The following is a 23,142-nucleotide window of genomic DNA, read 5'->3' on the forward strand; positions in this document are numbered from 1 at the left end:
CAACGGTTAGATACCGTTGGCTTTCACGTACCCCTGTTGCCCCATCTTCGTAAATGTGTTTTTTCAAATATGAATGCTAACTCCTGACCCAATTTCCATAAATGAGTCTGGATACAACTTTGCTATTTTATTTTTATTAGATGTGCAGTGACCTGCAGCAATTAATTTTAAATTTTTGAGTAAATTATATTCCTCGCTTCCGTGAAGCCCACCTATAATTCCTGCTACATCACCATAAACAGATGCTTTTTCCATTATGTTTGTTAATCCGGGATGTGCACAACCTGTTATCACATACACTCCAGCACTTGTTTCCAGTAAAAGAGCTTGTTCCTTGATTTTATTACCGAGTTTTCCGGTCGTATATATAGATGGATGTATCTCGGTGGGCTGTGATATTTCTATTAATTTGGCTCGCGAAGATATTTCGTCTTTAAGATATTTGGAAAATGATTCAGGAACATAGACCTCAAGGTCTGGATTGGCATTAAGGATAGATGTAAGTCCACCCATATGATCCCAGTGGTGGTGAGACAGCACAACTTTTCCAATTTCTAATGGTGAGACATCCAACATCTTTAAATTGTGAATTAGCAAGTAACCATCCCAGCCCGTATCAAATAGAATTTTGGATTGACCTGTATCTATCAGGCAGGAAAAACCCCACCCACTAAGGAATCCATTAATTGCATTATTATCATATACTACTGTTAATTTCATTTTTATTGCCTCATTTATAAATTAAATCGGTTTTTAAGATAATAGCCAGAATAAATTGCACCCAGAGGATTGTGTGCAAGCATTCTATCCTTTACCACCAAGACAGTTACAGGTGCGTTTGAATTGTTGTTGAAAAGTATATCATGCCCAATACAAAGTCCAAGCTGGATATTTAAATCGGTTTTATTATTGTTCAGTACCATGGCTTGTGCTTTAGGATTACATGTAACTTCGAAACCTTTGTCATGAAATTTGTCCAAGTCATATTCATCTTTACTAGTACCACATACCTTACAGCAGACAGAATACACATCAAACTCTTTAGATAAAATATTATGAACAATATTTGCTTCGTTTTCCAAACCTATACAGAAAGCAATTCCCAGTTTTTTGTAGTTCATTTTTTTGGCGTATAGAACAACTTCTTCAATTCTAGTTTTTTCCATATAATATCTAGATTCTATCTGAGAAGATATTTTCATCGACTTGTAATCTTTTCCTTTATATGTAATGTTGTCAGCAATGTTTGTGCAATCTCTACCCTGAGTGCATTGCTTATCTATACATAAAGCACACCGCATATTAACTGTTCCTTTATTTTAAATAGTTTTTAAAGCCTTTGTGTTACACGTTCCCAGATATCCCTGATTGTCCTTGATAAATCACTATCAGAATACTCAATAATTGTTTTTTCCTGTATCATGGCTTCAACTGGTATAGTGTCGTAAGGTATCTTACCCACAACTTCAACCCCTTTTTCCCTGCAGTAATCTTCTATAACTCGAGTATTTTCCACATTTATATCATATTTATTTATGCAGACAAGAGTTGGTATATCAAAATAATTTGTCACTTCCAATATTCTTTTAAAATCATGAATTCCTGATATACTAGGTTCTGTAACGACAAGAGTCATATTAACTCCTGTAATAGAAGAAATAACAGAACAACCTGTTCCTGGTGGCCCATCTATAAGGATTAAATCACTGTTATATTTTTCAGCGAGTTCACTGGATGTGTTCCTAACAGCAGTGATAAGTTTTCCACTTGCTTCTTCACCTGCTTTCAGGTTTGCATGACTCATTGGTCCATATCTTGTACTGGATTTATAATATTTGCCTGATATCCTGTCATTAAGAGATATCGCATCTTCTGGACATATATATTCACATACACCGCAACCTTCACAAATAAAAGTATTTACATTAAAATCCTCCGTGATAGCATCAAACCTACAATAAGATTTACACAATCCACATTCTGTACAAAGATTATTGTTAACATAAGCCACCTTTGAACCTATGAATTCGAAAGTCTCCATTATTTCAGGGTTCAATATCAGGTAAATATCTGCGGCATCCACATCACAATCAGATATAACTGCATTCTCTGCAAGTGAAGCAAAAGCTGACGTGAGAGTAGTCTTCCCGGTTCCTCCTTTTCCGCTTATCACCGTAAGTTGTTTCATACTATTACCTTGACCTTAGTATTTATCAATTGATTGTATACTCTCAAACATCTGTGCAAATTGTTTTTTCCATTCAGGCATTTTTTGTACAAATGGAATTCCATTTGAATACAACTGTGCTATGTTCTTATCATAGGGTATTTTCATCAAAACCGGAATATTTTCAGAATAGCAAAATTCCTCTACTTTACTGTCACCAACATCACAACGATTGATAATTATACCAAAAGGAATGCCTAACTCTCGTACAACATCAAGAGTGAGTAAGAGATCATGGTACCCAAAAGGTGTAGGCTCTGTAACAAGGATACAGTAGTCAGTATCTTCAAGGGTAGCTATTGCAGGACAAGCTGTTCCAGGAGGAGCATCAATTATTGTATTTTTATTTTTATTAATGTTTTTTTTAAGGTCTTTTATCACAGGTGATGCCATTGCCTCCCCTATATTTAGCAGACCCTGGAAAAACTCTAAATTCCCATATTCAGTTTCTGATTTTTCAATTGTACCAATACTTCGTTTTTCTTCGTCAATTGCGTCCATTGGACAGACTATTCCACATCCACCACATCCATGGCAAAGAGTGTTGAAAAGCATTATATCTCCGGGCAATACTGCAATAGCATTAAACTGACAAAAATCCGCACATTTTCCACAAAAATTACAGTTATTTTTGTCAATTACAGGTGTTAAAATATTAACATCATCTTTTTTTACAAGATTGTATCCAAGAAAAATATTACAGTTGGGTTCTTCTACATCACAGTCAAGCAATTGGGCATCATCCAAAGAAAGTGCCAAATTAACTGAAATCGTTGTTTTACCAGTACCCCCTTTCCCACTTGCTATTGCAATGTTCATGTTATCTCCTTTTTAAAATTTGAAATATCTGGTTATTAATGCTGATGCGATTTACATGCATTTTCTTTTGTTGCCTCTTCCAGATTTCCAGTATTCCATAATTTAAGGGCGTCTTTTACTGTTCCTTTTGCCCCCACATATACATCTATACAATAATTTTCAAACATGTTTATAGCTCCTGGACCAATTCCTGAGCATAACATTACTTCTACCCCTGATTCGGATAAAATTTCAGGAGGTTTCCTTGTACCACCCATATGTTCCCCTATGTTTGGAAGTACTTCTACCGTGTTGGTATCAGTATCTACAAGAGTATAATATGAGGCCCGTCCAAAATGTTCACATATTGAAGCCTCAAAACATCCATTATCATTGGAAGGTATACATACTTTCATGAAATCACCTATAGTTATCTATTCATTCCATTATGAGCTTTTACTGTTGGAGCATCTGGCTCGTCAAGCAATCCTGCTTTAAAATCATCGATTGCCTTTCTGATTGTACCTGAAGCTCCAGTATATACATTAATATTGGCTTTAGAAAGTACTGAAAATGCATTAGGTCCCACATTACCAGTTATTAAAGCATCTATGTCCTTATCTACAATAGCCTGTGCAGCTTTTATACCCGCTCCTCCAGGTGCTGATTCACCAGGATTTTCGAATACTTCAAATTCCATTGATTCAGAATCTGCAAGAACAATATACTGAGACCTCCCAAATCTTGGATCCAGTGGTTCATCCAGATTTTTACCTTTAGCTGTAATACCTATTATCATTTTTATACCTCAATTCCTATATAGATTATTTTCGTATTTTACACATAAGTGATTAATTATATAAATTTAATTGATAACCTTTATATAATTTCTCACATGAGAGATATTAGGTGATAATATACCAGGCAGACCCAGGTATCCCAGACGTGTTGAATATAAACCAAAGATTGACTATTTTAAACCCAGAGGAGTGCCCCTTTCAGAACTTGAGGTTGTATCTTTAACAGTTGAAGAGGTTGAAGCTTTACGTCTGGTTGATTTAGAAGAAATGCAACAGGAAGAAGCAGCCCAAAAAATGGGCATATCAAGACGTGCTTTCTGGGAAGACATCCAGAATGTAAGGAAAAAAATAGCGTTTGCACTGACCAATGGTAAAGCAATAGAAATTAAAGGTGGGACTCACACCCACCTCAACGATGAAAACTAATAATTTTGATTTTATACAATTAAAGGTGAAATCATATGTCTAAAGAATTCATTTCAACTGAAGATGTAGCAAAAACTAATCCAAATGAAGCAAAAGGTAAAGAAGAAAAGACAAAATCAAAATCACCAATAGGGACTGTGAATTTGGATGGTGTGAAGAATAAAATAATGATAATGAGCGGGAAAGGTGGTGTCGGGAAAAGTACAATCGCCGCATATCTTGCATCAAGTCTGGCAAAACGTGGATACAGGGTTGGTTTACTGGACTCAGATATTCATGGACCCAGTATTCCAAAGATGTTTGGTCTGGAAAACAAGAAACCAGAAGTTGATGAAAAGGGAATAGTTCCTGTACCAGTCTCTGAAAACTTAAAAGTAATGTCTATAGCATTTTTGTTGGAAGGAGAAGACTTCCCTGTTATCTGGCGTGGACCTGCCAAAATGGGTGCTATAAAACAATTTTTACAGGAAGTTTCATGGGGTGTACTTGATTTTCTCATAATTGACCTCCCTCCTGGTACTGGTGATGAACCACTAAGTATTGCACAATTGATTTCGGATTTTGACGGTGCCATAGTGGTCACAACACCACAGGATGTAGCCCTTACAAGTGTAAGGAAATCAATAAATTTCCTGGACCTTGTTGATGTCCCTGTGATTGGATTGGTTGAAAATATGAGTGGAGTTATTTGTCCCAGCTGTGGTGATGAGATAGAAGTATTTGGTGGAGGTGGTGTTGAAAAAGCTGCATCAGATTTTGGAATATCGGTACTTGCAGAATTACCCATTGAACCCCAAGTATCCCAAAAAGCCGACACAGGTGCTACCTATTCCTATGAAGGAAACGAATCAGAGTGGGACAGGAGGTTCAGCAATGTTGTAGATTCTATTGAAAAACTGGAAAATAATACTAAAAACGATGGAAACTAAATATTAAAAGGGAGTTATGATTATGAATTATGCCAAAGCAAGTCAAAAACTTGTGGACTTACTTAATCTAACAGGTAAGCCCGTTGCAGTCTCATTGTTAAAACAAGAAGAAGATATTCCACACGGTTTGGAGGAAGTTTCAAACCCTGAAAGATACTGTCAGATGTTACAGAAAGCCCGGCTAAATGAAATCACAAGTTTTGCAACTATAGATAAACATGCATGCAAAGGTGGTGCTGCAGCAGTAGGTTTGCAGGATTATCCTGACAAACTCAAAAGCGGGAAATTGTATGTAGACAAACTTGGAAAAGAGGTTTCATACAGCGTTGCCAAGCGTGTGGTTGCAAATATGCCAAGACCGGAGCCTGGATCCACAATTGCCACAGTTATTTCTCCATTGGATAATACAGCCACAAGACCAGATGTTATAATTGTTATAGGCAACACTCTGGTAGCCAGAAGGATTGCTCAAGCTATTATATATAAACATGGTGGGAGAATGACTGCAAATTTTGCAGGTATTCAGTCAACTTGCGCAGATGCTACCGGGTCACCGTACATAACCGGTGAAGTAAATATATCTATCGGTTGTGATGGAGCAGCCAAAAACGCAGGTCTCAAAGATGATGAAATGGTTGTAGGGATTCCAGAAGAAATTTTGGAGGATGTTGTTAACGTACTGGACATGAAAGCAAATGAATGGGATAAATGGATGAAATCCTGATTTTTGTATTCAGGACATCTCCCTAAAATTATTTGGTTGTTATTTCACAACCGTTTTCGGTTACTATAACTGTATGTTCAGCCTGGGACACCAAACCCCCCTCGATTTCTTTAAGTACAGGATAAGACCTTATTGCTCCTGCCTTTTCAAGCTGTAAAAGTGCAAAATCAAGGCTTTTGGTACTGGATTGAAGCCACCGCTTTGCAAACGGTAATGTCCTGTATTTTTCAACTTCCTTCATAAGCTTCCTTGCTGCCGGCAAGCGTACTGATTTTTTGTCTATAAGACTGTATATTTCAGCCCACGGACCATTACCTATTTTACCTGCACCATCAGTTGCAAAAGGTTCTATTGCAATTATATCCCCTTCATTGAGTACAATGCCCTGATCAACATGTCTGTTTGGTATAGAAGGAGATGCATGAGCAATATACCGCTCAAGACCATGCCCTGTCAGGTTAACAACCGGTTTGAAGCCGTAACCTGTTATTGCATCTTCTATAACTCTTCCAATTTCTGCAGTGTTAACTCCGCTTTTAATAACATCTATTGCTGAATTAAGGGCATCCTCTGAAGCTTTTACAAGGTCGTTATTACCCGAAAGATCAACTGTTACCGCTGAATCCGCAATATATCCATCCAGATGAACTCCCATATCAAGTTTCACCATATCGTCACCAAACACCGAATCATCGTCTATTGATGGTGTAGCATGAGCAGCTTCATCATTCCTTGATATATTACATGGAAATGCAGGCTGACCACCTAAATCAACGATTGTTTGTTCTACTGAATCGGCAACTTCCAGAAGTTTCTCACCTTTTTTAACCCGTTTTTTACCTTCTTCTCTTGCTTTTGACAGTATATCTCCGGCATCCATATATTTCTGGATTATTTCTTCTTCAGAGTACTGTTTTAAGTTATTATCATCCGATTTCATATTAGATCATCCTTATACAACAAACTTCTTTTCAAATTCAGTCAGATTCCTGCACCCTTTTTCAGTAACAACCACTATATCTTCAATACGCACTCCTCCAATATCAGGATAATATAAACCCGGTTCTACCGTTATCACATTACCGGATTCAAGTTGGTTTTCATTATCTCCCAGGCTTGGAAGTTCATGCACTTCCAGACCTACACCATGACCCGTTGAATGAAGGAAACCGGATTTTAATTTTGGATTATTACGGACAGTATCATATCCTTTTTCTTCAAAAACATCACATACTGCATTATGGATTTCATTGCATAAAACCCCTGGTTTTACAAGTTCAAGTGCCTTGTTCTGGGCTTCAATTACTGCATCATACATATCTTTTAGCTGTCTGGAAGGAGTACCTTTAACCACTGTACGACTCATATCTGAAAAATATCGGTTGGTTTTACTCCGAGGGAATATATCAATAATAATCGGTTCGTTTACTTTTAAAGTGCCTTCACCCATCCAATGAGGGGTAGACGACTGTTTTCCACATGCTACAATTGTAGTTTCAGCTTCACAACCAAAATCAAGAAGCCTATGTTCGATGGCATTGCGTACGTATTCAGATGTAAGTTCAACACCTTCATTATAGAGTACACCATCAGATTCTGATGAATTTGAAATCAGATTTACTGCTGTATCCATTGCTTCTTCACAGGCATTCTGGACTGTTTCAATATTTGTTATTTCTGATTCACTTTTTTTTGTCCTCATATCTTTGAAAGGGCTTTTTATGGGCATGAACCAGAACCCCTGCTCTTTAAGGGTTTGTGCAATGAAAAATGGAAAGTTGTGCGGCACACCAATTTTTCTGATTCCTTCTTTACCAAGAAGCTCACCGAGTGTGTCACTGAAAGCAATAGATGGGTCAGATCTGGATTTTATTTTGGACCGATAATCATAATCCTGTGTTGTTCTTATATTTGTTATCCGTGATTCGTTCTCAGCTCGTTCACGCTCCATTTCTGATACCAGTAATATTTCATCCCCACTGTTTTTCTGCAAATATGTGAACTTATCAGATGCAAAAAAACCGGTTGTATAATACATATCAGCATTATGAGGTTCGCCGATCATCATATAGGCATCGAGTCCTTTTTTTGAAAGTGTGTTCGAGATATCCATATTATTTTGTTCCTGTATTTGCTTCATGTAATCTGATTTATTGATACTAATACAAATTTGTTGTTAAAATTAGACCTTACAATATAAATTGCACATTTGTGCATTAAGCAAAAAGTAATACATATTAATCCTTTTTACTTTAACAATTAAAAATATGGATCTATTCAATTTAAATCCTCTGATTCTCCCCATTAACAAAATGCAGGTGGTACCTACCCAAACAGCACATATAAAATTTTAAATAACTTAGATTTAATATTATTAATTTAACTATAGAGATATCCAAGAAGGAATTATTATTGGAACATCTGATTATAAAAGAGTATATCTCATAAATACATCTGAAATTGAGTCTATAGAAATACCTATCTGGTATTTGAGAGATAACAGATTATTACTTCCCGACAGGACACATTTACTTCATGAAACGAGAGACTCATTTTTGCTACTTGATTCCTTTAATAACAGCATCTGGATACCGAAAGATGTTGTAGAGGTAATATCTGGATTTGAATAAAAACCTTAATATATTAATTGTAGCTTAATTAAAAAGCATAGGATATATGTAATATACCCTTTATTTTATTAGGGGAGGGGATAATAATTGCAAAAACTACAGATTACATTATGGTGTTGATTGAAAAGACACCTGAATATGAATTACGTTTTAGGATAAACAAAGATTATCTGGAACAAAACAACATTGAATTCAATCATATATCCAAGGTCCTTAATGAAATCAATGATGAATATTTGATGCTGGACTCATATCGACAGGGTGTTTGGATACCAAAATGGGTAGTCGAATCTGAAAAAGTGATGATTAATAATGATTTAGATGCAGACGATGATACACTCAAATAATTAATCAATTATCTGATTTAACGATATCATATTAACGTGCTCTTTTTCCTGAAAATTATAGCGGTATAGAGGTAGGTATAACCCACCTCCCACGGAGTTATCCAATTTGTTCAATCTATTGGACAACCATGACAATTCCATCTACTTATTTAAGTTTTAATATCTATACAAATAAGGTCAAAATTCCTTATCTTTATTAAAGCAAAAAAGTAATTATTAATTTCTCTGTATACCGTTTTTGTATTTAACCATTTAAAAATGCGATTATTTTCACACTGCTTGGCTCTTGTTTAAATATTAAGAAATCATATTGGGGTATTGGTGATAGAAATGGATGAGTATTTCGAGGAATTGTTCCAGAGAGCCAAGTACTATGAGCAGTTTGAAGACATCGACAGAAAACTGTATCTAAAATAATGAGGCTGGTGAATCATTCATCCCCTCTCTTTCCCTTTACCAGCCTTTTCTTTTTTAGAAATATAAAAATCTACTAAGTCATTACGGTAGTATAGAACAAGAAACTGGTGGTTCTGGATGGTTTTGCAGATGAGAAATATATTAACAGGCAGATTTAATTACCTGTTCTCTTTTGATGATACAGGTACAGGGATTCCTTAAGAAAAACAGGACGAATTTGTATCATTTAAACAGGTGGATTCTGGTACCAATCGAAAGTCATGATGAACAGGGACGCTCTTTTCAGTCAGGACGAACAATCGAGATAATCAAGGTTTAATAGAAAATTCGAGAACCTGAAGACAGATGAAGCCATGATCGCGTTTCCGACCAAGGTCTTTACTGATGTTATGAAGATGCCTTATTATGGGAATGGAGAAGACTTCGGTCGGATAATCTACAGAGGTAAAATCAGGCATGTGAAAAGTGAGAGGGAATCGAAAGTCAAACCGCATGAATCCGATGTTGAAGCTGTTATTTTATAATTAACTGCTATAAAATTCGATGATAAATTTTGTACCATTGCTTGTATCCAGTTCAAAATTACCGTTAAGCTGGTCGACCAGACTGTTCACAAGCTGGAGTCCAAGCGATTCGGACTCTTTTATATTTACATTCTCTGATATACCCCTGCCGTTATCGGCTATTATCAAGATATTATACCCTTCTTCATCCTGAGAGAGTTTTATAGTTACCTCACCTGATTCATCTTCAGAAAACGCATATTTTAGCGAATTGGACACGATTTCATTGATAAGCATTCCAAAAGGTATAATTGTATCAAGTTCGAAATATATGTTCTGAACATCGATATTCAGACTGATATTTCCTCCATCGTATAAACCTTTAAGATGATTAACAAGGTCATTCACATAATCATTCAGGTCTATATTTTCCAGATGGTTTGTCCGATATAGTTTTTCATGGACAAGTGCCATCGAAACCACACGGTTTTGTGTATCCTTGAATGCTTCATACACCTCTTCATCATCAAATTTTTCTGACTGAAGGCTGAGCAAACTGGAAATCACCTGAAGGTTGTTTTTTACCCGGTGGTGAAGTTCCAGTTCCCTCATTCTTTCTGCATTTTTGATTTGTTCTGTTTTATCCTGAACACGTTTTTCAAGTTCTCTATTTATCTTTTCAAGTTGTTCGGAATATTTTTTTAACTTTTTTCTATTTTTGACTCTTTCTGTAATATCATTGAGTATTTTGATAATCCCTATTATATTACCATTTGAATCCCTTACAGGGTCAGCACTCACATGAAATACTCTAAAATCAGGAGTACCCATAGTACCTTCACTATGTTCTCCTGTTTTAATGCAGGCTTCAACAGGACAGTTCTCACATATAGTATTAACATTGGCTCCAATCCATAGTTTATAACAGCGCATTCCTATTATATCATTATAGTCCAGTCCTAGATGATCAAAAGCAGCTTTATTACACCATATTATGTTGTAATTAAGGTCCTGATAGGTGATCTGTTCAGAGGTGGAATTGAGGATGACTTCTTTTTCTTTTTCTGATTTGTACAATTTCTCATACATTTGCTTTCTTTCAGTGATATCCAGTGAACTGCCAACTATACCAATAACATTTCCTTCAAAATCATAATAGGGTACTTTGGATGTAAGAGCCCATCTTTTTTCACCTTCGGGTGTAGTATAACTTTCTTCTAAATTATATACAGGCTCACCGGCTTCCATAACTGATGTATCATATGAACGGTATTTTTCTGCTTCTTTTTCTGGGAACAAATCAAAATCAGTTTTACCTTTTATATTTTCAACTGTAGAATCTACCACTTTACAAAAAGCATCGTTTACTGTGAGATAATTCAATTTGTTGTCTTTTAAATATACTAAAGCAGGTGTAGATGATAGCAGTGCTTTTTGTTCTTTTATCTTCCTCTGAATCAATCTCTCTGCATGTTTCCTCTCAGTTATATCACGGGCGACACTAAGGATGGCAGGTTTACCCTCATATTTAATAAAAGTTGAATTGATTTCTACAGGTAATTTTTTGCCGTTTCTTTTTATATGTACAGATTCAAATACTTTTTGTCTATTTTCAATTATTTTTTGAATTTGTTTTTTGGTATTAATTTCATTATACAAACAGTCTATATCCGCAGTATGCAGAGAAAGAAGTTCCTGTTTGGAATATCCAAGTCTGTTGGCAGTGGTTTTATTGATATCGAGGATATAACCATCTATATCTAAGATAAAAACAGCATCATTCAGGTTGTTATATAGGTAATAAAAATCATCTACTTTCTTCTGAAGTTCATCTTTTAATTTTTCATTTTTTGTAACATCCTGCATGGTAAAATGTATCTTCACAGGTTTAGTAGAATCAAACCGTGTAATCTTCCCATAAACTTTTATGTAACGTATTTCCCCATTGTCCTGGCAAATAATCCTATGTTTTATAGAGTAGGGTTTATAGTTATCAATTGCATTTTGGAGGTCTGCTTTTACAGCTGGTAAATCATCAGGATGGACAATATTTAAACTTTCATCCAAGGACATTTGTTCTTTTTTCACGCCCAGTATTTTCTTCCATCCTTCAGAGAGAGTAGCTACATCATGTTCTATGTCCCATTCAGCACTTCCAATACCCAGCATATCTTCTGCTTCAGAAAATGTACTGTGTAATTTTTTGTTTTCTTCACGCAACGCTTTAATTTCAGTTAAAAGTTCATTTTTGGATAAATCTTCATCTTCTATCTGAAATTCCTCCCCTTTTAAAAGTAAAACTATAATGCTAAATTATACATTAATATTTGATACATTATAAATATTTACATTATCTCGTTTATATTATTAAATTAAAAAGTGCAACTGAAGGAGTTTTATAATCAGTGAGCCCCAATTTAGGAATGAAGGAAATAGTTCTAATCTCAAGGTTTCTTGTTATCTCTGAAAAATGTACAGGTGGTTTTTAATTTTCCATAAGCATATAATTATCACAATCGAAAATCATCTAATTGTTCTCATCAGAATAGTCAGCATCTTGTATTAACTTTTTAGTTGTTTTACTTGCTTGCCCTAATCTATAAATCACCTATATATGTGTTCTAAAAATTTAAATTCATATCAGGCAGTGTGAAAGCAATTTTTCCAAATTTGTAGGGTAAATTTTATAGAAGATGCATAAGAAATTGAATAATGTAGAATTTACGTTCTACGAAACTTTTATTTATCCGTCATTATATAATAATACAGGATTTAGTCAACCGTAAAAATCTCCCGGTATAAATCAATGATAAACACCACAAATCAAAAGATAGATATGAAAAACGGATCTAAGATAACTATTATCTGTTCTTCAGTCGATCAGGCAAGTCAGAATATCAAAGACCATCTGCTTACATTAAATAACTGGCAGCAAATAAAACACCCTAAGGAATTGGAAAATTCTGGTGTCAGTTCCATCTATGAATCTGGTAATTTCAGGATAGTAGAACTGGACATGCATCATATTAAATCAGATGGTATAGATAAAAATCTGGATGAACATGGATTTCCATCATACCTCCTCATTTTTGCATCCAAACATAGGAGTAAAGATGGGTACAAATTGTTAACCGCCCATTTTACAGGTAACACGGGAACTGCTGATTATGGAGGAAACCCCAAACAACTGGCGGTAGCAGCACCTTATGCCATGCGGGCGATTCTTACAGAGATAAAAAAACAATCTGAAAATTTGGATTATGATGTGTCAATGGAAGCCACGCATCATGGTCCTTCCGAATTAAAAACACCGTCTGTATATGTTGAAATCGGAAGTACACAAAGACAGTGGAAAGACTCTGAACCGGGAAGGATAATAGCTGATGCAATATTATCGGTTGATTTTGATAAGTGCAAACATTGTCCGGTTGCACTGGGTTTTGGTGGAGGGCATTATGCCAAACGTCAATCGAAATTGCTGTTTGAAACTTACACCACATTTGGACATATCATTCCAGATTACCAACTGGAAAATGTTGATATGGATATAGTCAGGCAGGCAATTAATAAATCAAGTCCTGATTTTGTTTATTTTGACAGGAAATCAATGTCTACAAAGGAACGAAACCGAATAATGGATATTGTTAAACCACTGGAAATGGATGTTTTGCGGGAAAGTAATATCAGAGAGATGGATGGAATACCTTGGCAGTTTTTCAAACGCTTATATGATAAAACAATGAGTCTGTGCCCAGATTCAAACCTCAAATTAACTGACAGGTTTAAAAACAGATTAAAAACAATAAACACCAGTGATTTACCTGTTGAAGCTGCTATTATAGATGAGAATTTGTTAAAAGAGACCGAAAAAATTAGCAGGGACCAAATTATAAAATATTTGCAGAATCAGGAAATAGCATATGTAGAAAACGCCAATTCAACCCTTGCAAATGTTATTATTGGTGTTGACAGACAAGAAGTGAAAACAATTGCTAACAATCTGGTAAGACAATGTATAAACTTTATTGAGAAAAAACATGAAATCGAATATTCACCAGAAGGGAATATATTATATATTGTAAATAAAAGATTTAATCCAGAACTTGCCCGTAAAATGGGAGTTTCTGACGGTCCCTCGTTTGGTAAACTGGCAAATGGACAACCAGTTACTGTAAATGGAAAACAGATAGAACCAGAATCAGTACATGAGGTAAACAGAAAATCAATTAATTTAAACACAATGATTACTTAAATATATAACATAATATAATTTATATTTCATTATATCGGAGGATACAATATGGATTCTATAGTAGAAGAAGCAATGGCACGTTCTGCACAGGAAGAACGAACTAATCCAAATAACCCAGAGGAAAACGACGTTAACGCTGAACTCGAGGAAATGTTAAATCAGTTACAGACAAATATCAAAGTTATAGGTTGCGGAGGAGGAGGTTCTAATAGTATTGCACGTATGCTGGATGAAGGAATACAGGGTGCAGAACTTCTTGCTTTGAATACTGATGCACAGCATCTTTTAAATACAAATGCCGACAACAAAATCCTTATCGGTAAGAAGAAAACCAAAGGACTTGGTGCAGGAAGTCTTCCACAAATAGGAGAGGATGCGGCACTTGAAAGTGTGGAAGAGCTTAACCAGACAGTCCAAGGCAGTGATATGGTGTTCATCACTGCAGGACTTGGTGGTGGTACAGGCACAGGGTCGGCACCAGTTGTAGCAGAGGCAGCCCGTGATGCAGGTGCACTGACAATCGCAGTCGTATCACTGCCGTTTGGAGTAGAAGGTGAAGTTAGACGTACCAATGCTGAAGCAGGTCTTGAAAGACTGCGTGATGTTGCCGATACCGTAATAGTGGTCCCTAATGATAAATTACTTGAAGTAGTTCCAAGACTACCGCTACAGGCAGCGTTCAAAGTATCGGACGAAGTTCTTATGAGAGCTGTCAAAGGAATAACCGAGCTTATCACAAAACCGGGACTTGTCAACCTTGACTTTGCCGATGTTAGAACCGTTATGCAAAACGGCGGTGTTGCAATGATTGGTCTCGGAGAATCCGATGATGAAAACAAGGGAGTTGAATCAGTACAGAAAGCACTCAGAAGTCCACTGCTTGATTTGGATATATCAGGTGCAACGTCAGCCCTTGTTAATGTAGTCGGTGGTCAGGATATGACTGTTTCTGAAGCTGAAAGTGTGGTACAGGAAGTATACAACCGGATAGATCCAAGTGCCAGACTCATATGGGGTGCACAGGTTGACCCTGAACTTGAACAGACTGTGCGCACAATGATAGTTGTTACAGGAGTAAAATCTCCCCAGATATATGGACAGGGGAGTGCACAGAACGTGACCCGGAGATACGGTATTGATTTTGTGAAATAAGATATTGGTTATCCATACCAATACTTTTTTAATTGATCATTGTATATTTCACCGAATCGAAAACTATTTTTATGGTAGATATTATCTACCATCACCTACCATTATTAGCTTATTAATGCGTCATAGTTTTAAATATTTGTATACCCATCAATAACATTTGTAATTATAATTAACATAAGTGGTTGTGAATAATTTGGCAGACAACAAGTTTAATACGGACAAACTAAATATTAACCCTCGCCAGAAATTAAGGTCGTATCTCAGGGTGATGAAGTTAACAAAAAAACCCTCCAGAGATGAATTTTTAATGATTGCAAAAGTTGCTGGTGCAGGTATACTGGCTGCTGGATTTGTCGGTTTTGTTATCTATATCCTGATGACAGAAATACCTCAATGGGTGTAATTTTATGAGTGAAGAAAGCGAAGACGAATCAGCCATATTTGTCGTGAAAACAACTGCTAATCAGGAGCGTTCAGTTGCAAATATGGTTGCTCAAGTAACAAGAAAGGATAAACTTGATATCAGGGCTGTAATTGCTCCTGATGAACTCAAGGGTTACGTGCTGGTAGAAGCACTTGATTCTGCTACAGTAGAACAGGCAATACAGCGAGTACCTCATGCTAAAGCGCTTGTTAAAGGTCAATCCAGTATTGATGAAATCACTCATTTTCTGACTCCAAAACCAACAGTAACAGGAATTACAGAAGGCACAATAATAGAAATAACATCTGGACCATTCAAAGGCGAAAAAGCACGTGTAAAACGCGTGGATGAAGGTCATGAAGAAATAACTGTTGAACTATTTGATGCAGTTATACCAATACCTATAACAATACGTGGTGACACGGTAAGGGTATTGAAGAAGGAAGAAAAAGTTTAAATTTAATCAACTCTCATTCGAACTTCCAGTTTATCAGATAATCAAATTAAATATGGTGATATAAAATGACAAATGTTGTTGAAGCATTAGTTCCAGGAGGTAAAGCAACACCTGGACCACCACTGGGTCCTGCACTTGGACCGTTGGGAATCAATATAAAAGATGTAATAGCACAGATAAACGAGAAAACAAAAGAATACAACGGAATGGATGTTCCTGTAAAAGTCATCGTAGATGATGATAAAAATGTTGAAGTTGAAGTAGGAACACCACCCACATCTGCGCTGATTATGAAAGAAGTGGGAATTGAGAAGGGTACAGGAGACACCTACAATGTTGTTGGTAACCTATCAATGGATCAGATAATGAAGATTACACGCCTTAAAAGAGAGGATGTTCTTTCATATTCATTTAAGAATGCTATGAAAGAGATAGTGGGTACCTGTGTTCCTATCGGTGTTACAGTTGAAGGTATGAGCCCGAAAGATTGTCAAAAAGCTATTGATCAGGGCAAATTTGATGATACTATAGAAGCCGAAGGATAATTGACCGTAAAGTTTAAAAGAATTGCTTAAATACTGTAGAATCTATTATAGTAAATAGAGATAGATATCATATCTATTTCTCTATTGTTTTACAAACCGTAGGAGACCGAAACGGTCAAAATTACTACGGGAGGGTAGAAATGGCAGATCAAAGTACAATAGATGCTGTTAATAAATTATTGGAAGAATCACCAAACCGCAATTTTCCTGAAAGTGTGGATTTGGCGATTAACCTAAAAAACCTTGACTTAAGTAAACCCCATAACCGGGTCGATAAAGAAATCTCGTTGCCTCATGGTTTGGGTAAATCAAGAAATGTATGTGTTTTTGCTAAAGGAGAAGTAGGTCTTAAAGCAAAAGATGCAGGTGCAAAGTACGTTTTTTCAGACGAAGATATTGATGACCTCGCATCTGACAAAAAGAGGGCTAAAAGCCTGGCAAAAGAATGCGACCTCTTTATTGCAGAAGCCCAGTATATGCCAACCATAGGTAAAGCACTGGGAACTGTTTTGGGTCCCAGAGGAAAAATGCCGACTCCTTTGACTCCAAATAAAGACGTCTCCGAACTTATCAAAAGTGCACAAAACACAGTTCATGTAAGGTCAAAGGATAACCCAAGTTTCCACGTTTCAGTAGGACAAAGAAACGAAGAGCCAGACAAACTGGCTGATAATATTGATGCTGTTATAAGTGGAGTTGAAAACTCGTTGGAAAAAGGAAGACAGAATTTAAGGTCGGTTTATGTTACTACTACCATGGGTAGTTCTGTGAAGGTGGTATGATGGAGGCAACAGCGGAGGAAGTACATCACACTGAGCATGTGCCTCAATGGAAAATTGAAGAAGTTGAGGATATTAAAAACCTTATCCAGTCATATTCATTATTCGGAATCGTTAGCATAAGCGGTATTCCTGCAAAACAGCTACAGGTCATGCGAAGAGAACTTAAGGACATAGCTGTTTTGAAAGTATCCAGAAATACCCTCGTAACAAGGGCACTGGAAAAGGCCGGTGGAACTGCTAAGGATTTAGAAGATTATGTTGATGCACAGATAGGACTTATATTTACAAATGAAAATCCGTTCAAGATTTACAAAATACTTGAAAAGAGTAAATCTCCTTCACCAATAAAACCCGGTGCAATAGCTCCCAAGGATATTGTTGTAGAAGAAGGTGCAACTGGATTCCCACCGGGACCAATTATCGGTGACCTACAATCTGTTGGTATACCGGCTGCAATAGATTCTGGTAAAGTCAGTATAAGTGAGACAACTACTGTTGCCAGAGAAGGAGATAAGGTGTCTCAAAAATTGGCAGCTATGTTGAATCGCCTTGAAATATATCCTGATGAAGTAGGACTTGATCTCAAGGCGACAACATATGAAGGTTCTATATTCACATCTGATCAACTGGCAATAGATGTAGACCAATACTTCTCTGACTTTACAACAGCAGTACGTCAGGCGTTTAATCTGTCTGTCAATGCCGCTTATCCGACAGCCGAAAATATCACAACTCTTATATCAAAAGGTGTGTCCGAGGCAAGAAACCTTGGTGTCAATGCAACCATTATAGAGCCACAGCTTATGGATACACACCTAAGTAAAGCATATTCACAGATGCTGTCGGTAGCACAGATTGTATATGATAAAGATGAAAATGCAGTTGATGATGATTTAAAACAAACACTTACATCGGCTGCAACATCCAAACAGGAAACAGAATCAGGACCAACAACTGAAGAGGAGACAAAAGAATCAGAAGAAGAGGAAGAAAGCGAAGAAGAGAGTGGCATGGCTGGACTTGGTTCACTCTTTGGCTAATCTTCCTTTATTCGGATAAAATTTAAAACTTAAAAACAAATTATAGTAATCATTGATTTACAAAATATTATATAATTTGACAATGTAGTCTAACGCTAATAAAATATAGGTGATTTAAATGGAATATATATATGCAGCACTTTTATTACACAACGCTGGAAAAGACATAACAGAAGATACAGTTAAAAATGTACTTGATGCAGCAGGCATAGAAGTCGATGATGCACGTGTAAAGGCACTTGTAGCCGCACTCGAAGATGTAGACATCGAAGAAGCAATGTCACAGGCAGCTTTCGCAGCACCAGCTGCAGGAGGATCATCACCATCAGGCGAAAGTGGCGGTGCAGCTGAAGAATCCGCAGCTGAAGAAAAAGAAGAAGAGGAAGAAGAGGAATCCGAAGAAAGCGGAATGGCTGGACTCGGTGCACTCTTTGGCTAAATCTGTCTGGAAAACAAGTAAGATTTTACCTGCAAAATCCTTTGCAGGTTTTTATTTCTACTTTTAGCAACAGTTAGTTGCAGAATATTAAAGAAAATGTCGGTCTTATTTTGAGCTATCCCCTACTTAATTATGGAAGCTTGAGGAGAGCTCACTATAAAAATTTGTTTTAAACCAGATGGTGATAGGCTAGAATTATATACATGCAAACAAAAAAAACACCAGTTTTTAGAGTAACATTTGCAACTTTTTTGAATATTTGTCCTTCCATCGCCGTATTCACCTCTGATTTACTTTTAAAATAAATAATGCTACACTTCTAAATAAAAAATTATCGGTCATACAAATTTGTAAGTTATTTATATACTCCCGAAACTCTATTTGTATAATGGTGATAGTTATGGATTGTTTATTTTGTAAGATAATATCAGGTGAAATTCCATCCAGCAAGGTTTATGAAGATGAATCTGTATACGCATTTCTTGATATAGCACCGTCGTCCATCGGGCATACACTGATTATGCCAAAAAAACATATAGAAAATTTCAATGAAATGTCTCCTGAAGATGCGGCATCATTTTTTAAATCAGTTAACAAAATTGCAAAAGGTGTTGAAAAAGGAGTTTCTGCAGATGGTTCAAATATAGGGCTCAATAACGGCACAGTTGCAGGACAAGAAGTGCCGCATGTACATATCCATCTGATACCAAGATACGAAAGTGATGGGGGAGGAGGAATGAAATCAATAGTTCACACAAACCCAGAAACTGATAATCTGGACGAAATTGCTGCCAGAATAAAAGATGCATTTTGATAATTATTTTATTTTACAAGTGATTTAAAATCTTCACGGTTCTGTATTTTCTTAAAATCTGCATCTTTTTTTGCTCTTTCTTTATAATAACTGTCATATTCAATTGCAAATTTTAAATACAACAAAGCACTGTCAGCATCATCTAATAACGAATATACACAGGACATATTGTACCATGCATTGGCATATTTTGGATTGATGTTTAAGGCTTTATCATAGGCTTTTAATGCTTTGTTATATTGACCCATATAGGTGTATATAAGCCCTTTACTGGTCAATGTCACTTCATCTTCGGGGTTTAGTTCCAGAGATTTGTTGTATGCTTCCAAAGCTTCATTATACATTTGCATTTTGGTTAATAAAAACCCTTTATTGTACCAGACAATTGATTTATTCGGGTTTAGTTCCAGAGATTTGTTGTATGCTTTCAGAGCTTCATCATATTTTCCAAACTCTTCAAGAATAGTACCCTTGTAAAACCATGCCAAATCATATTCTGGATTTAATTCCAGTGAATTATTGTAAGAATCTAATGCTTTTTCACTATGCTCCTGTATTTTTAGAATATAGCCTTTCTTTGCCCAGAAATAGCCGCTTTCAGGGTTTAATTTGATTGCTCTGTTATAAGATTGTAGAGCATCTTCATACAGGTTAAGTTTTTCCTGTACAATACCTTTGTAATCCCATGTTTCTTCATTATCTGGATTTATTGTGATAGCCTTGTTAAAGGCTTTGAGGGCATCTTCATACCTTTCAAGTTTGTTTAATGTATGTCCTTTATTAATCCATGCAGTTTCATTATCAGGATTTATTTCAAGGGCTTTGTCATATGATTCCAGTGCTTTTTCATATTTTTCCAAACCATCATATAATATACCTTTTTCAATCCAGATAAAATCATCTTCGGGGTTTAAATCACTGGCTTTTTTGAAAGTTTCCAGAGCCAGATCATAATGGTTGAGGTTTTTAAGTGATAATCCTTTACTTTTCCATGCGACACTGTCTTCAGGGCTAATTTTTGCGGCTTCATCAAAAGCTTCTGTAGCCTCTTCATAACGTTCAAGAGCCGTTAAAGCAATGCCTTTTCCAATCCATCCAATATTATCATCAGGTTTGATGTCAACAACTTTGCTGAACGCTTCCAGTGCTTCTTCATGCTTTTCAAGTGTATTAAGTTCAAATCCTTTATTCTTCCATGCGGTTACGTCTCTGGGATTTAATTTTAGAGCCCTATTGAAAATATTTAGTGCATCTTTGTGTCTATTGGCGTACCTGTACAATTCGCCTTCTTTAACCAAACTTTTAGTTTTTCTGATTTTGTTAAGATAAAAGAACAAGGGAATTAATATAACAACAATCAGTAAAATAAGTATAATCTGTATATTCCCAATCATAATATCCCTTTATAAATCCGGTTTCATCTAACCTCTAGGTATTATATAACTAACAAACACAATAGTTTCTGAAGTTGTAAAATAATATTATAATGATTCAATAAATATATTTTCATTCATGTATTATATAAAAACCAGTAAGGTTGAAACATTATATCAGTTCTACCTACCAATTCTCTTATATAAACAGATAAACTACTACCATTATAAGGATGAAATCTTTCAAAACCCCTTTACAGGCATTCTGGCAGCTTAAAATTAGAAAAAGACCTTTTGTATTATCTCATGCCATAAATTCACAGTGCAACATGCGATGCAAGTTCTGTGAATACTGGAAGGAAGATAAAGTGGAAATGAGTACAGATGAAGTATTCAGAATGCTTGATGATGCAAAATCTTTCGGGATAGGGATTTACAATGCATGGACAGTTGAGCCGCTTTTAAGAGATGACCTTTCATCAATTCTTGAACATGCGCACCGTCTTGGTATGATGACATCTCTGATAACAAATGGAAAGCTTCTTGAAAAAAAACTTGATGAGCTGGAATACCTGGATTTGCTTTCTGTTTCTGTTGATGGGTTGGATAGTTATAAAGAAATAAGAGGTATTGATATTGAAACTATACTTCCTGGGATAAAAAAGGCAAAAGAAAGGCTACCTCTTATGATTAATTGTGTTATCAGTGGTAAGAATCTGGATGATATTGTTGACCTGATAAATCTGGCAGATGAACTTGGAGTCAAAATATCCTTTGAGCCCATGTATGAATTTGAAGGTATTTCAGAAGAGGTGTGGGATGAGTTCGGCATTAAGGATGTGGATAAGTATCAACGCACAGTTGACAAGATAATCCAGATGAAAAAACAGGGTTATCCAATAATCAATTCTTTAACCTATCTTAAAATGGTTAGAGATTTGGATATGGATTATAAATGCCATGCTAATGATGTTATTCTAAATATAGCAGAGGATGGTACTATAGAGGATTGTAGGGTTCACAGAAATAAACTGGGTTATATAAATGAAGGGATAGAAAACGTCTGGAGCTCATCAAGACATAATGTAAGAGAAACTGCAAACCAATGTAGGGGTTGTCTGTTTTTTGGCTATGTTGAAAATAGTTTACTCTACGAACTTAAACCTGAAGTAATGAAAAATTATGACTGGATGTGATCTGTTAATTTTTTAACAATTGAACATTTATTTTGTCATTTACATCGACGTTCAGTTTATTTGCAGCATTACCCTTGTTAACTGAAACTTCAAAGAATCCACTGCTTGATATAAGGGCAATTAGTTCTTTCTCATTTACAAATCCATAGCTCTGCAGGAGAGGTATTGTTTTGTTGAATATCTTTAAATATGTTCCAAACTCAGCGAGTTTAAATATTGTTTCTGCAGGTATGTTGGTTATAATATTTCCAAAATCATCGATATATATTATTCTACCTTCAACAGTATCGTTTTGCAATTTAGCTTTTCCAAAATCCAAATCAATATAATCATCAATTCTATGACCAACATTTTCGATATTTAGACCATTTGAAATATGTGCTCCCACAGGGGCGAATATATCACGTCCGTGAAAAGTGGCCGAAATTTTAGAACCTGTCAAACTCTTGTTTGTAATATCAAAAACTTCAAAATTATTGTTTTCTATTTTACGTGCGGCAGGTATCATAAGCCCATTATCAGGTCCTACAAAATAGTGACCTCCTGCACGTATTGCAACAGGTCTGCGTTCTGTACCAACACCAGGGTCAACGACTCCGATATGGACGGTCCCTTCTGGGAAATATTCAACTATTGAATATAGAGAAAATGCACCTGTATATATGTCAGCTTGAGGTATTGAATGAGTGATGTCTACGATATCGACACTATCATTTATTTTTAAAATTACGCCTTTCATTGCGGCAGGATACAGTGAACCAAAATCAGTAAGAAGCGTAATAACCGCCATATACCAAAGATTAGTCTGGTTTTATAAACAGTTATTGATTATTACAGTATAGAATAAATAAAAAAAGTAAGGTAAAA

27 protein-coding genes are annotated in these 23,142 nt (G+C 35.9%); 16 read left to right on the forward strand and 11 right to left on the reverse strand.

Features of this window, described 5'->3' with window-relative positions; all coding sequences use genetic code 11:
* Positions 1 to 63: 63 nt before the first annotated feature.
* Genes METEV_RS10490 through METEV_RS10515 form a run of 6 tightly spaced genes read right to left on the reverse strand, consistent with a single transcriptional unit; the run spans position 64 to position 3,824 of the window.
* Positions 64 to 720 (reverse strand): MBL fold metallo-hydrolase, encoded by a 657-nt coding sequence (locus tag METEV_RS10490; RefSeq protein ID WP_013195486.1) that lies wholly within the window; start codon positions 718 to 720, stop codon positions 64 to 66.
* A gap of 14 nt (positions 721 to 734) precedes the next feature.
* Positions 735 to 1,301 carry a DUF1847 domain-containing protein gene (locus METEV_RS10495; RefSeq protein ID WP_013195487.1) on the reverse strand — a complete coding sequence of 189 codons (567 nt, stop codon included), beginning with the start codon at positions 1,299 to 1,301 and terminating at the stop codon, positions 735 to 737.
* Positions 1,302 to 1,330: 29 nt separating this feature from the next.
* Complete coding sequence (locus tag METEV_RS10500; RefSeq protein ID WP_013195488.1) at positions 1,331 to 2,188, reverse strand: ATP-binding protein; 858 nt, start codon at positions 2,186 to 2,188, stop codon at positions 1,331 to 1,333.
* 15 nt (positions 2,189 to 2,203) lie between these two features.
* On the reverse strand, positions 2,204 to 3,046 hold the full coding sequence (locus METEV_RS10505) for an ATP-binding protein (RefSeq protein ID WP_013195489.1): 843 nt from the start codon (positions 3,044 to 3,046) through the stop codon (positions 2,204 to 2,206).
* Positions 3,047 to 3,081: 35 nt separating this feature from the next.
* Positions 3,082 to 3,441, reverse strand: a complete 360-nt coding sequence (locus tag METEV_RS10510) for a NifB/NifX family molybdenum-iron cluster-binding protein (RefSeq protein ID WP_013195490.1) — start codon at positions 3,439 to 3,441, stop codon at positions 3,082 to 3,084.
* Between the two features lie 14 nt (positions 3,442 to 3,455).
* Positions 3,456 to 3,824 (reverse strand): NifB/NifX family molybdenum-iron cluster-binding protein, encoded by a 369-nt coding sequence (locus METEV_RS10515; protein ID WP_013195491.1) that lies wholly within the window; start codon positions 3,822 to 3,824, stop codon positions 3,456 to 3,458.
* Positions 3,825 to 3,942: 118 nt separating this feature from the next.
* Here METEV_RS10515 and METEV_RS10520 point away from each other — a divergent pair, with 118 nt between their 5' ends.
* Genes METEV_RS10520 through METEV_RS10530 form a run of 3 tightly spaced genes read left to right on the forward strand, consistent with a single transcriptional unit; the run spans position 3,943 to position 5,904 of the window.
* Positions 3,943 to 4,251 carry a DUF134 domain-containing protein gene (locus METEV_RS10520; RefSeq protein WP_049891208.1) on the forward strand — a complete coding sequence of 103 codons (309 nt, stop codon included), beginning with the start codon at positions 3,943 to 3,945 and terminating at the stop codon, positions 4,249 to 4,251.
* A 35-nt stretch (positions 4,252 to 4,286) separates the two neighbouring features.
* The gene (locus tag METEV_RS10525) at positions 4,287 to 5,180 is read left to right on the forward strand and encodes an Mrp/NBP35 family ATP-binding protein (RefSeq protein ID WP_013195493.1); all 894 of its coding nucleotides are present in this window, start codon (positions 4,287 to 4,289) and stop codon (positions 5,178 to 5,180) included.
* Between the two features lie 22 nt (positions 5,181 to 5,202).
* Positions 5,203 to 5,904: a DUF169 domain-containing protein gene (locus METEV_RS10530; RefSeq protein ID WP_013195494.1), complete on the forward strand. Its 702-nt coding sequence runs from the start codon at positions 5,203 to 5,205 to the stop codon at positions 5,902 to 5,904.
* 28 nt (positions 5,905 to 5,932) lie between these two features.
* Here METEV_RS10530 and map read toward each other — a convergent pair whose 3' ends face one another.
* Positions 5,933 to 6,844, reverse strand: coding sequence for a type II methionyl aminopeptidase (gene map / locus METEV_RS10535; protein ID WP_013195495.1), 912 nt, complete (start codon positions 6,842 to 6,844; stop codon positions 5,933 to 5,935).
* 12 nt (positions 6,845 to 6,856) lie between these two features.
* Positions 6,857 to 8,044: a M24 family metallopeptidase gene (locus METEV_RS10540; protein ID WP_232216857.1), complete on the reverse strand. Its 1,188-nt coding sequence runs from the start codon at positions 8,042 to 8,044 to the stop codon at positions 6,857 to 6,859.
* Between the two features lie 349 nt (positions 8,045 to 8,393).
* Here METEV_RS10540 and METEV_RS12770 point away from each other — a divergent pair, with 349 nt between their 5' ends.
* The 3 genes from METEV_RS12770 (at position 8,394) to METEV_RS12895 (ending at position 9,822) form a co-directional block, all read left to right on the forward strand.
* Entirely contained in the window at positions 8,394 to 8,534 is a 141-nt protein-coding gene (locus METEV_RS12770) for a hypothetical protein (protein ID WP_232216858.1), read from the forward strand.
* A 110-nt stretch (positions 8,535 to 8,644) separates the two neighbouring features.
* Positions 8,645 to 8,881 carry a hypothetical protein gene (locus METEV_RS10545; protein WP_013195497.1) on the forward strand — a complete coding sequence of 79 codons (237 nt, stop codon included), beginning with the start codon at positions 8,645 to 8,647 and terminating at the stop codon, positions 8,879 to 8,881.
* An 806-nt stretch (positions 8,882 to 9,687) separates the two neighbouring features.
* Positions 9,688 to 9,822, forward strand: coding sequence for a hypothetical protein (locus METEV_RS12895; protein ID WP_269634933.1), 135 nt, complete (start codon positions 9,688 to 9,690; stop codon positions 9,820 to 9,822).
* Here the strand turns inward: METEV_RS12895 and METEV_RS10550 are convergent, their stop codons facing one another.
* Entirely contained in the window at positions 9,823 to 12,021 is a 2,199-nt protein-coding gene (locus tag METEV_RS10550; RefSeq protein WP_013195498.1) for a PAS domain S-box protein, read from the reverse strand.
* Between the two features lie 586 nt (positions 12,022 to 12,607).
* Here METEV_RS10550 and METEV_RS12120 point away from each other — a divergent pair.
* The 9 genes from METEV_RS12120 (at position 12,608) to METEV_RS10595 (ending at position 19,706) form a co-directional block, all read left to right on the forward strand.
* Positions 12,608 to 14,053: a D-aminoacyl-tRNA deacylase gene (locus METEV_RS12120; RefSeq protein WP_013195499.1), complete on the forward strand. Its 1,446-nt coding sequence runs from the start codon at positions 12,608 to 12,610 to the stop codon at positions 14,051 to 14,053.
* Between the two features lie 48 nt (positions 14,054 to 14,101).
* The gene (gene ftsZ / locus METEV_RS10560; protein ID WP_013195500.1) at positions 14,102 to 15,205 is read left to right on the forward strand and encodes a cell division protein FtsZ; all 1,104 of its coding nucleotides are present in this window, start codon (positions 14,102 to 14,104) and stop codon (positions 15,203 to 15,205) included.
* A gap of 193 nt (positions 15,206 to 15,398) precedes the next feature.
* Positions 15,399 to 15,608, forward strand: coding sequence for a protein translocase SEC61 complex subunit gamma (locus METEV_RS10565; protein ID WP_013195501.1), 210 nt, complete (start codon positions 15,399 to 15,401; stop codon positions 15,606 to 15,608).
* 4 nt (positions 15,609 to 15,612) lie between these two features.
* A complete protein-coding gene (locus METEV_RS10570) occupies positions 15,613 to 16,086 on the forward strand; it encodes a transcription elongation factor Spt5 (protein ID WP_013195502.1) in 474 nt (157 codons plus the stop codon).
* 65 nt (positions 16,087 to 16,151) lie between these two features.
* Complete coding sequence (locus tag METEV_RS10575) at positions 16,152 to 16,631, forward strand: 50S ribosomal protein L11 (protein ID WP_013195503.1); 480 nt, start codon at positions 16,152 to 16,154, stop codon at positions 16,629 to 16,631.
* 140 nt (positions 16,632 to 16,771) lie between these two features.
* Entirely contained in the window at positions 16,772 to 17,413 is a 642-nt protein-coding gene (locus METEV_RS10580) for a 50S ribosomal protein L1 (protein WP_013195504.1), read from the forward strand.
* Positions 17,413 to 18,453 carry a 50S ribosomal protein L10 gene (locus tag METEV_RS10585; protein WP_013195505.1) on the forward strand — a complete coding sequence of 347 codons (1,041 nt, stop codon included), beginning with the start codon at positions 17,413 to 17,415 and terminating at the stop codon, positions 18,451 to 18,453. Before METEV_RS10580 ends, METEV_RS10585 begins: the two co-directional genes overlap by 1 nt.
* A 118-nt stretch (positions 18,454 to 18,571) precedes the next feature.
* A complete protein-coding gene (gene rpl12p, locus METEV_RS10590; protein WP_013195506.1) occupies positions 18,572 to 18,892 on the forward strand; it encodes a 50S ribosomal protein P1 in 321 nt (106 codons plus the stop codon).
* A gap of 400 nt (positions 18,893 to 19,292) precedes the next feature.
* Positions 19,293 to 19,706, forward strand: coding sequence for an HIT family protein (locus METEV_RS10595; protein ID WP_049891209.1), 414 nt, complete (start codon positions 19,293 to 19,295; stop codon positions 19,704 to 19,706).
* Between the two features lie 8 nt (positions 19,707 to 19,714).
* Here METEV_RS10595 and METEV_RS10600 read toward each other — a convergent pair whose 3' ends face one another.
* Positions 19,715 to 21,100: a tetratricopeptide repeat protein gene (locus tag METEV_RS10600; protein WP_013195508.1), complete on the reverse strand. Its 1,386-nt coding sequence runs from the start codon at positions 21,098 to 21,100 to the stop codon at positions 19,715 to 19,717.
* Positions 21,101 to 21,312: 212 nt separating this feature from the next.
* Here METEV_RS10600 and METEV_RS10605 point away from each other — a divergent pair, with 212 nt between their 5' ends.
* Complete coding sequence (locus tag METEV_RS10605) at positions 21,313 to 22,275, forward strand: radical SAM protein (RefSeq protein ID WP_013195509.1); 963 nt, start codon at positions 21,313 to 21,315, stop codon at positions 22,273 to 22,275.
* Positions 22,276 to 22,279: 4 nt separating this feature from the next.
* Here the strand turns inward: METEV_RS10605 and METEV_RS10610 are convergent, their stop codons facing one another.
* The gene (locus METEV_RS10610; protein ID WP_013195510.1) at positions 22,280 to 23,065 is read right to left on the reverse strand and encodes an SAM hydrolase/SAM-dependent halogenase family protein; all 786 of its coding nucleotides are present in this window, start codon (positions 23,063 to 23,065) and stop codon (positions 22,280 to 22,282) included.
* Positions 23,066 to 23,142 lie beyond the last annotated feature (77 nt).

The sequence above is a fragment of the Methanohalobium evestigatum Z-7303 genome (assembly GCF_000196655.1).
GTDB lineage: Archaea > Halobacteriota > Methanosarcinia > Methanosarcinales > Methanosarcinaceae > Methanohalobium > Methanohalobium evestigatum.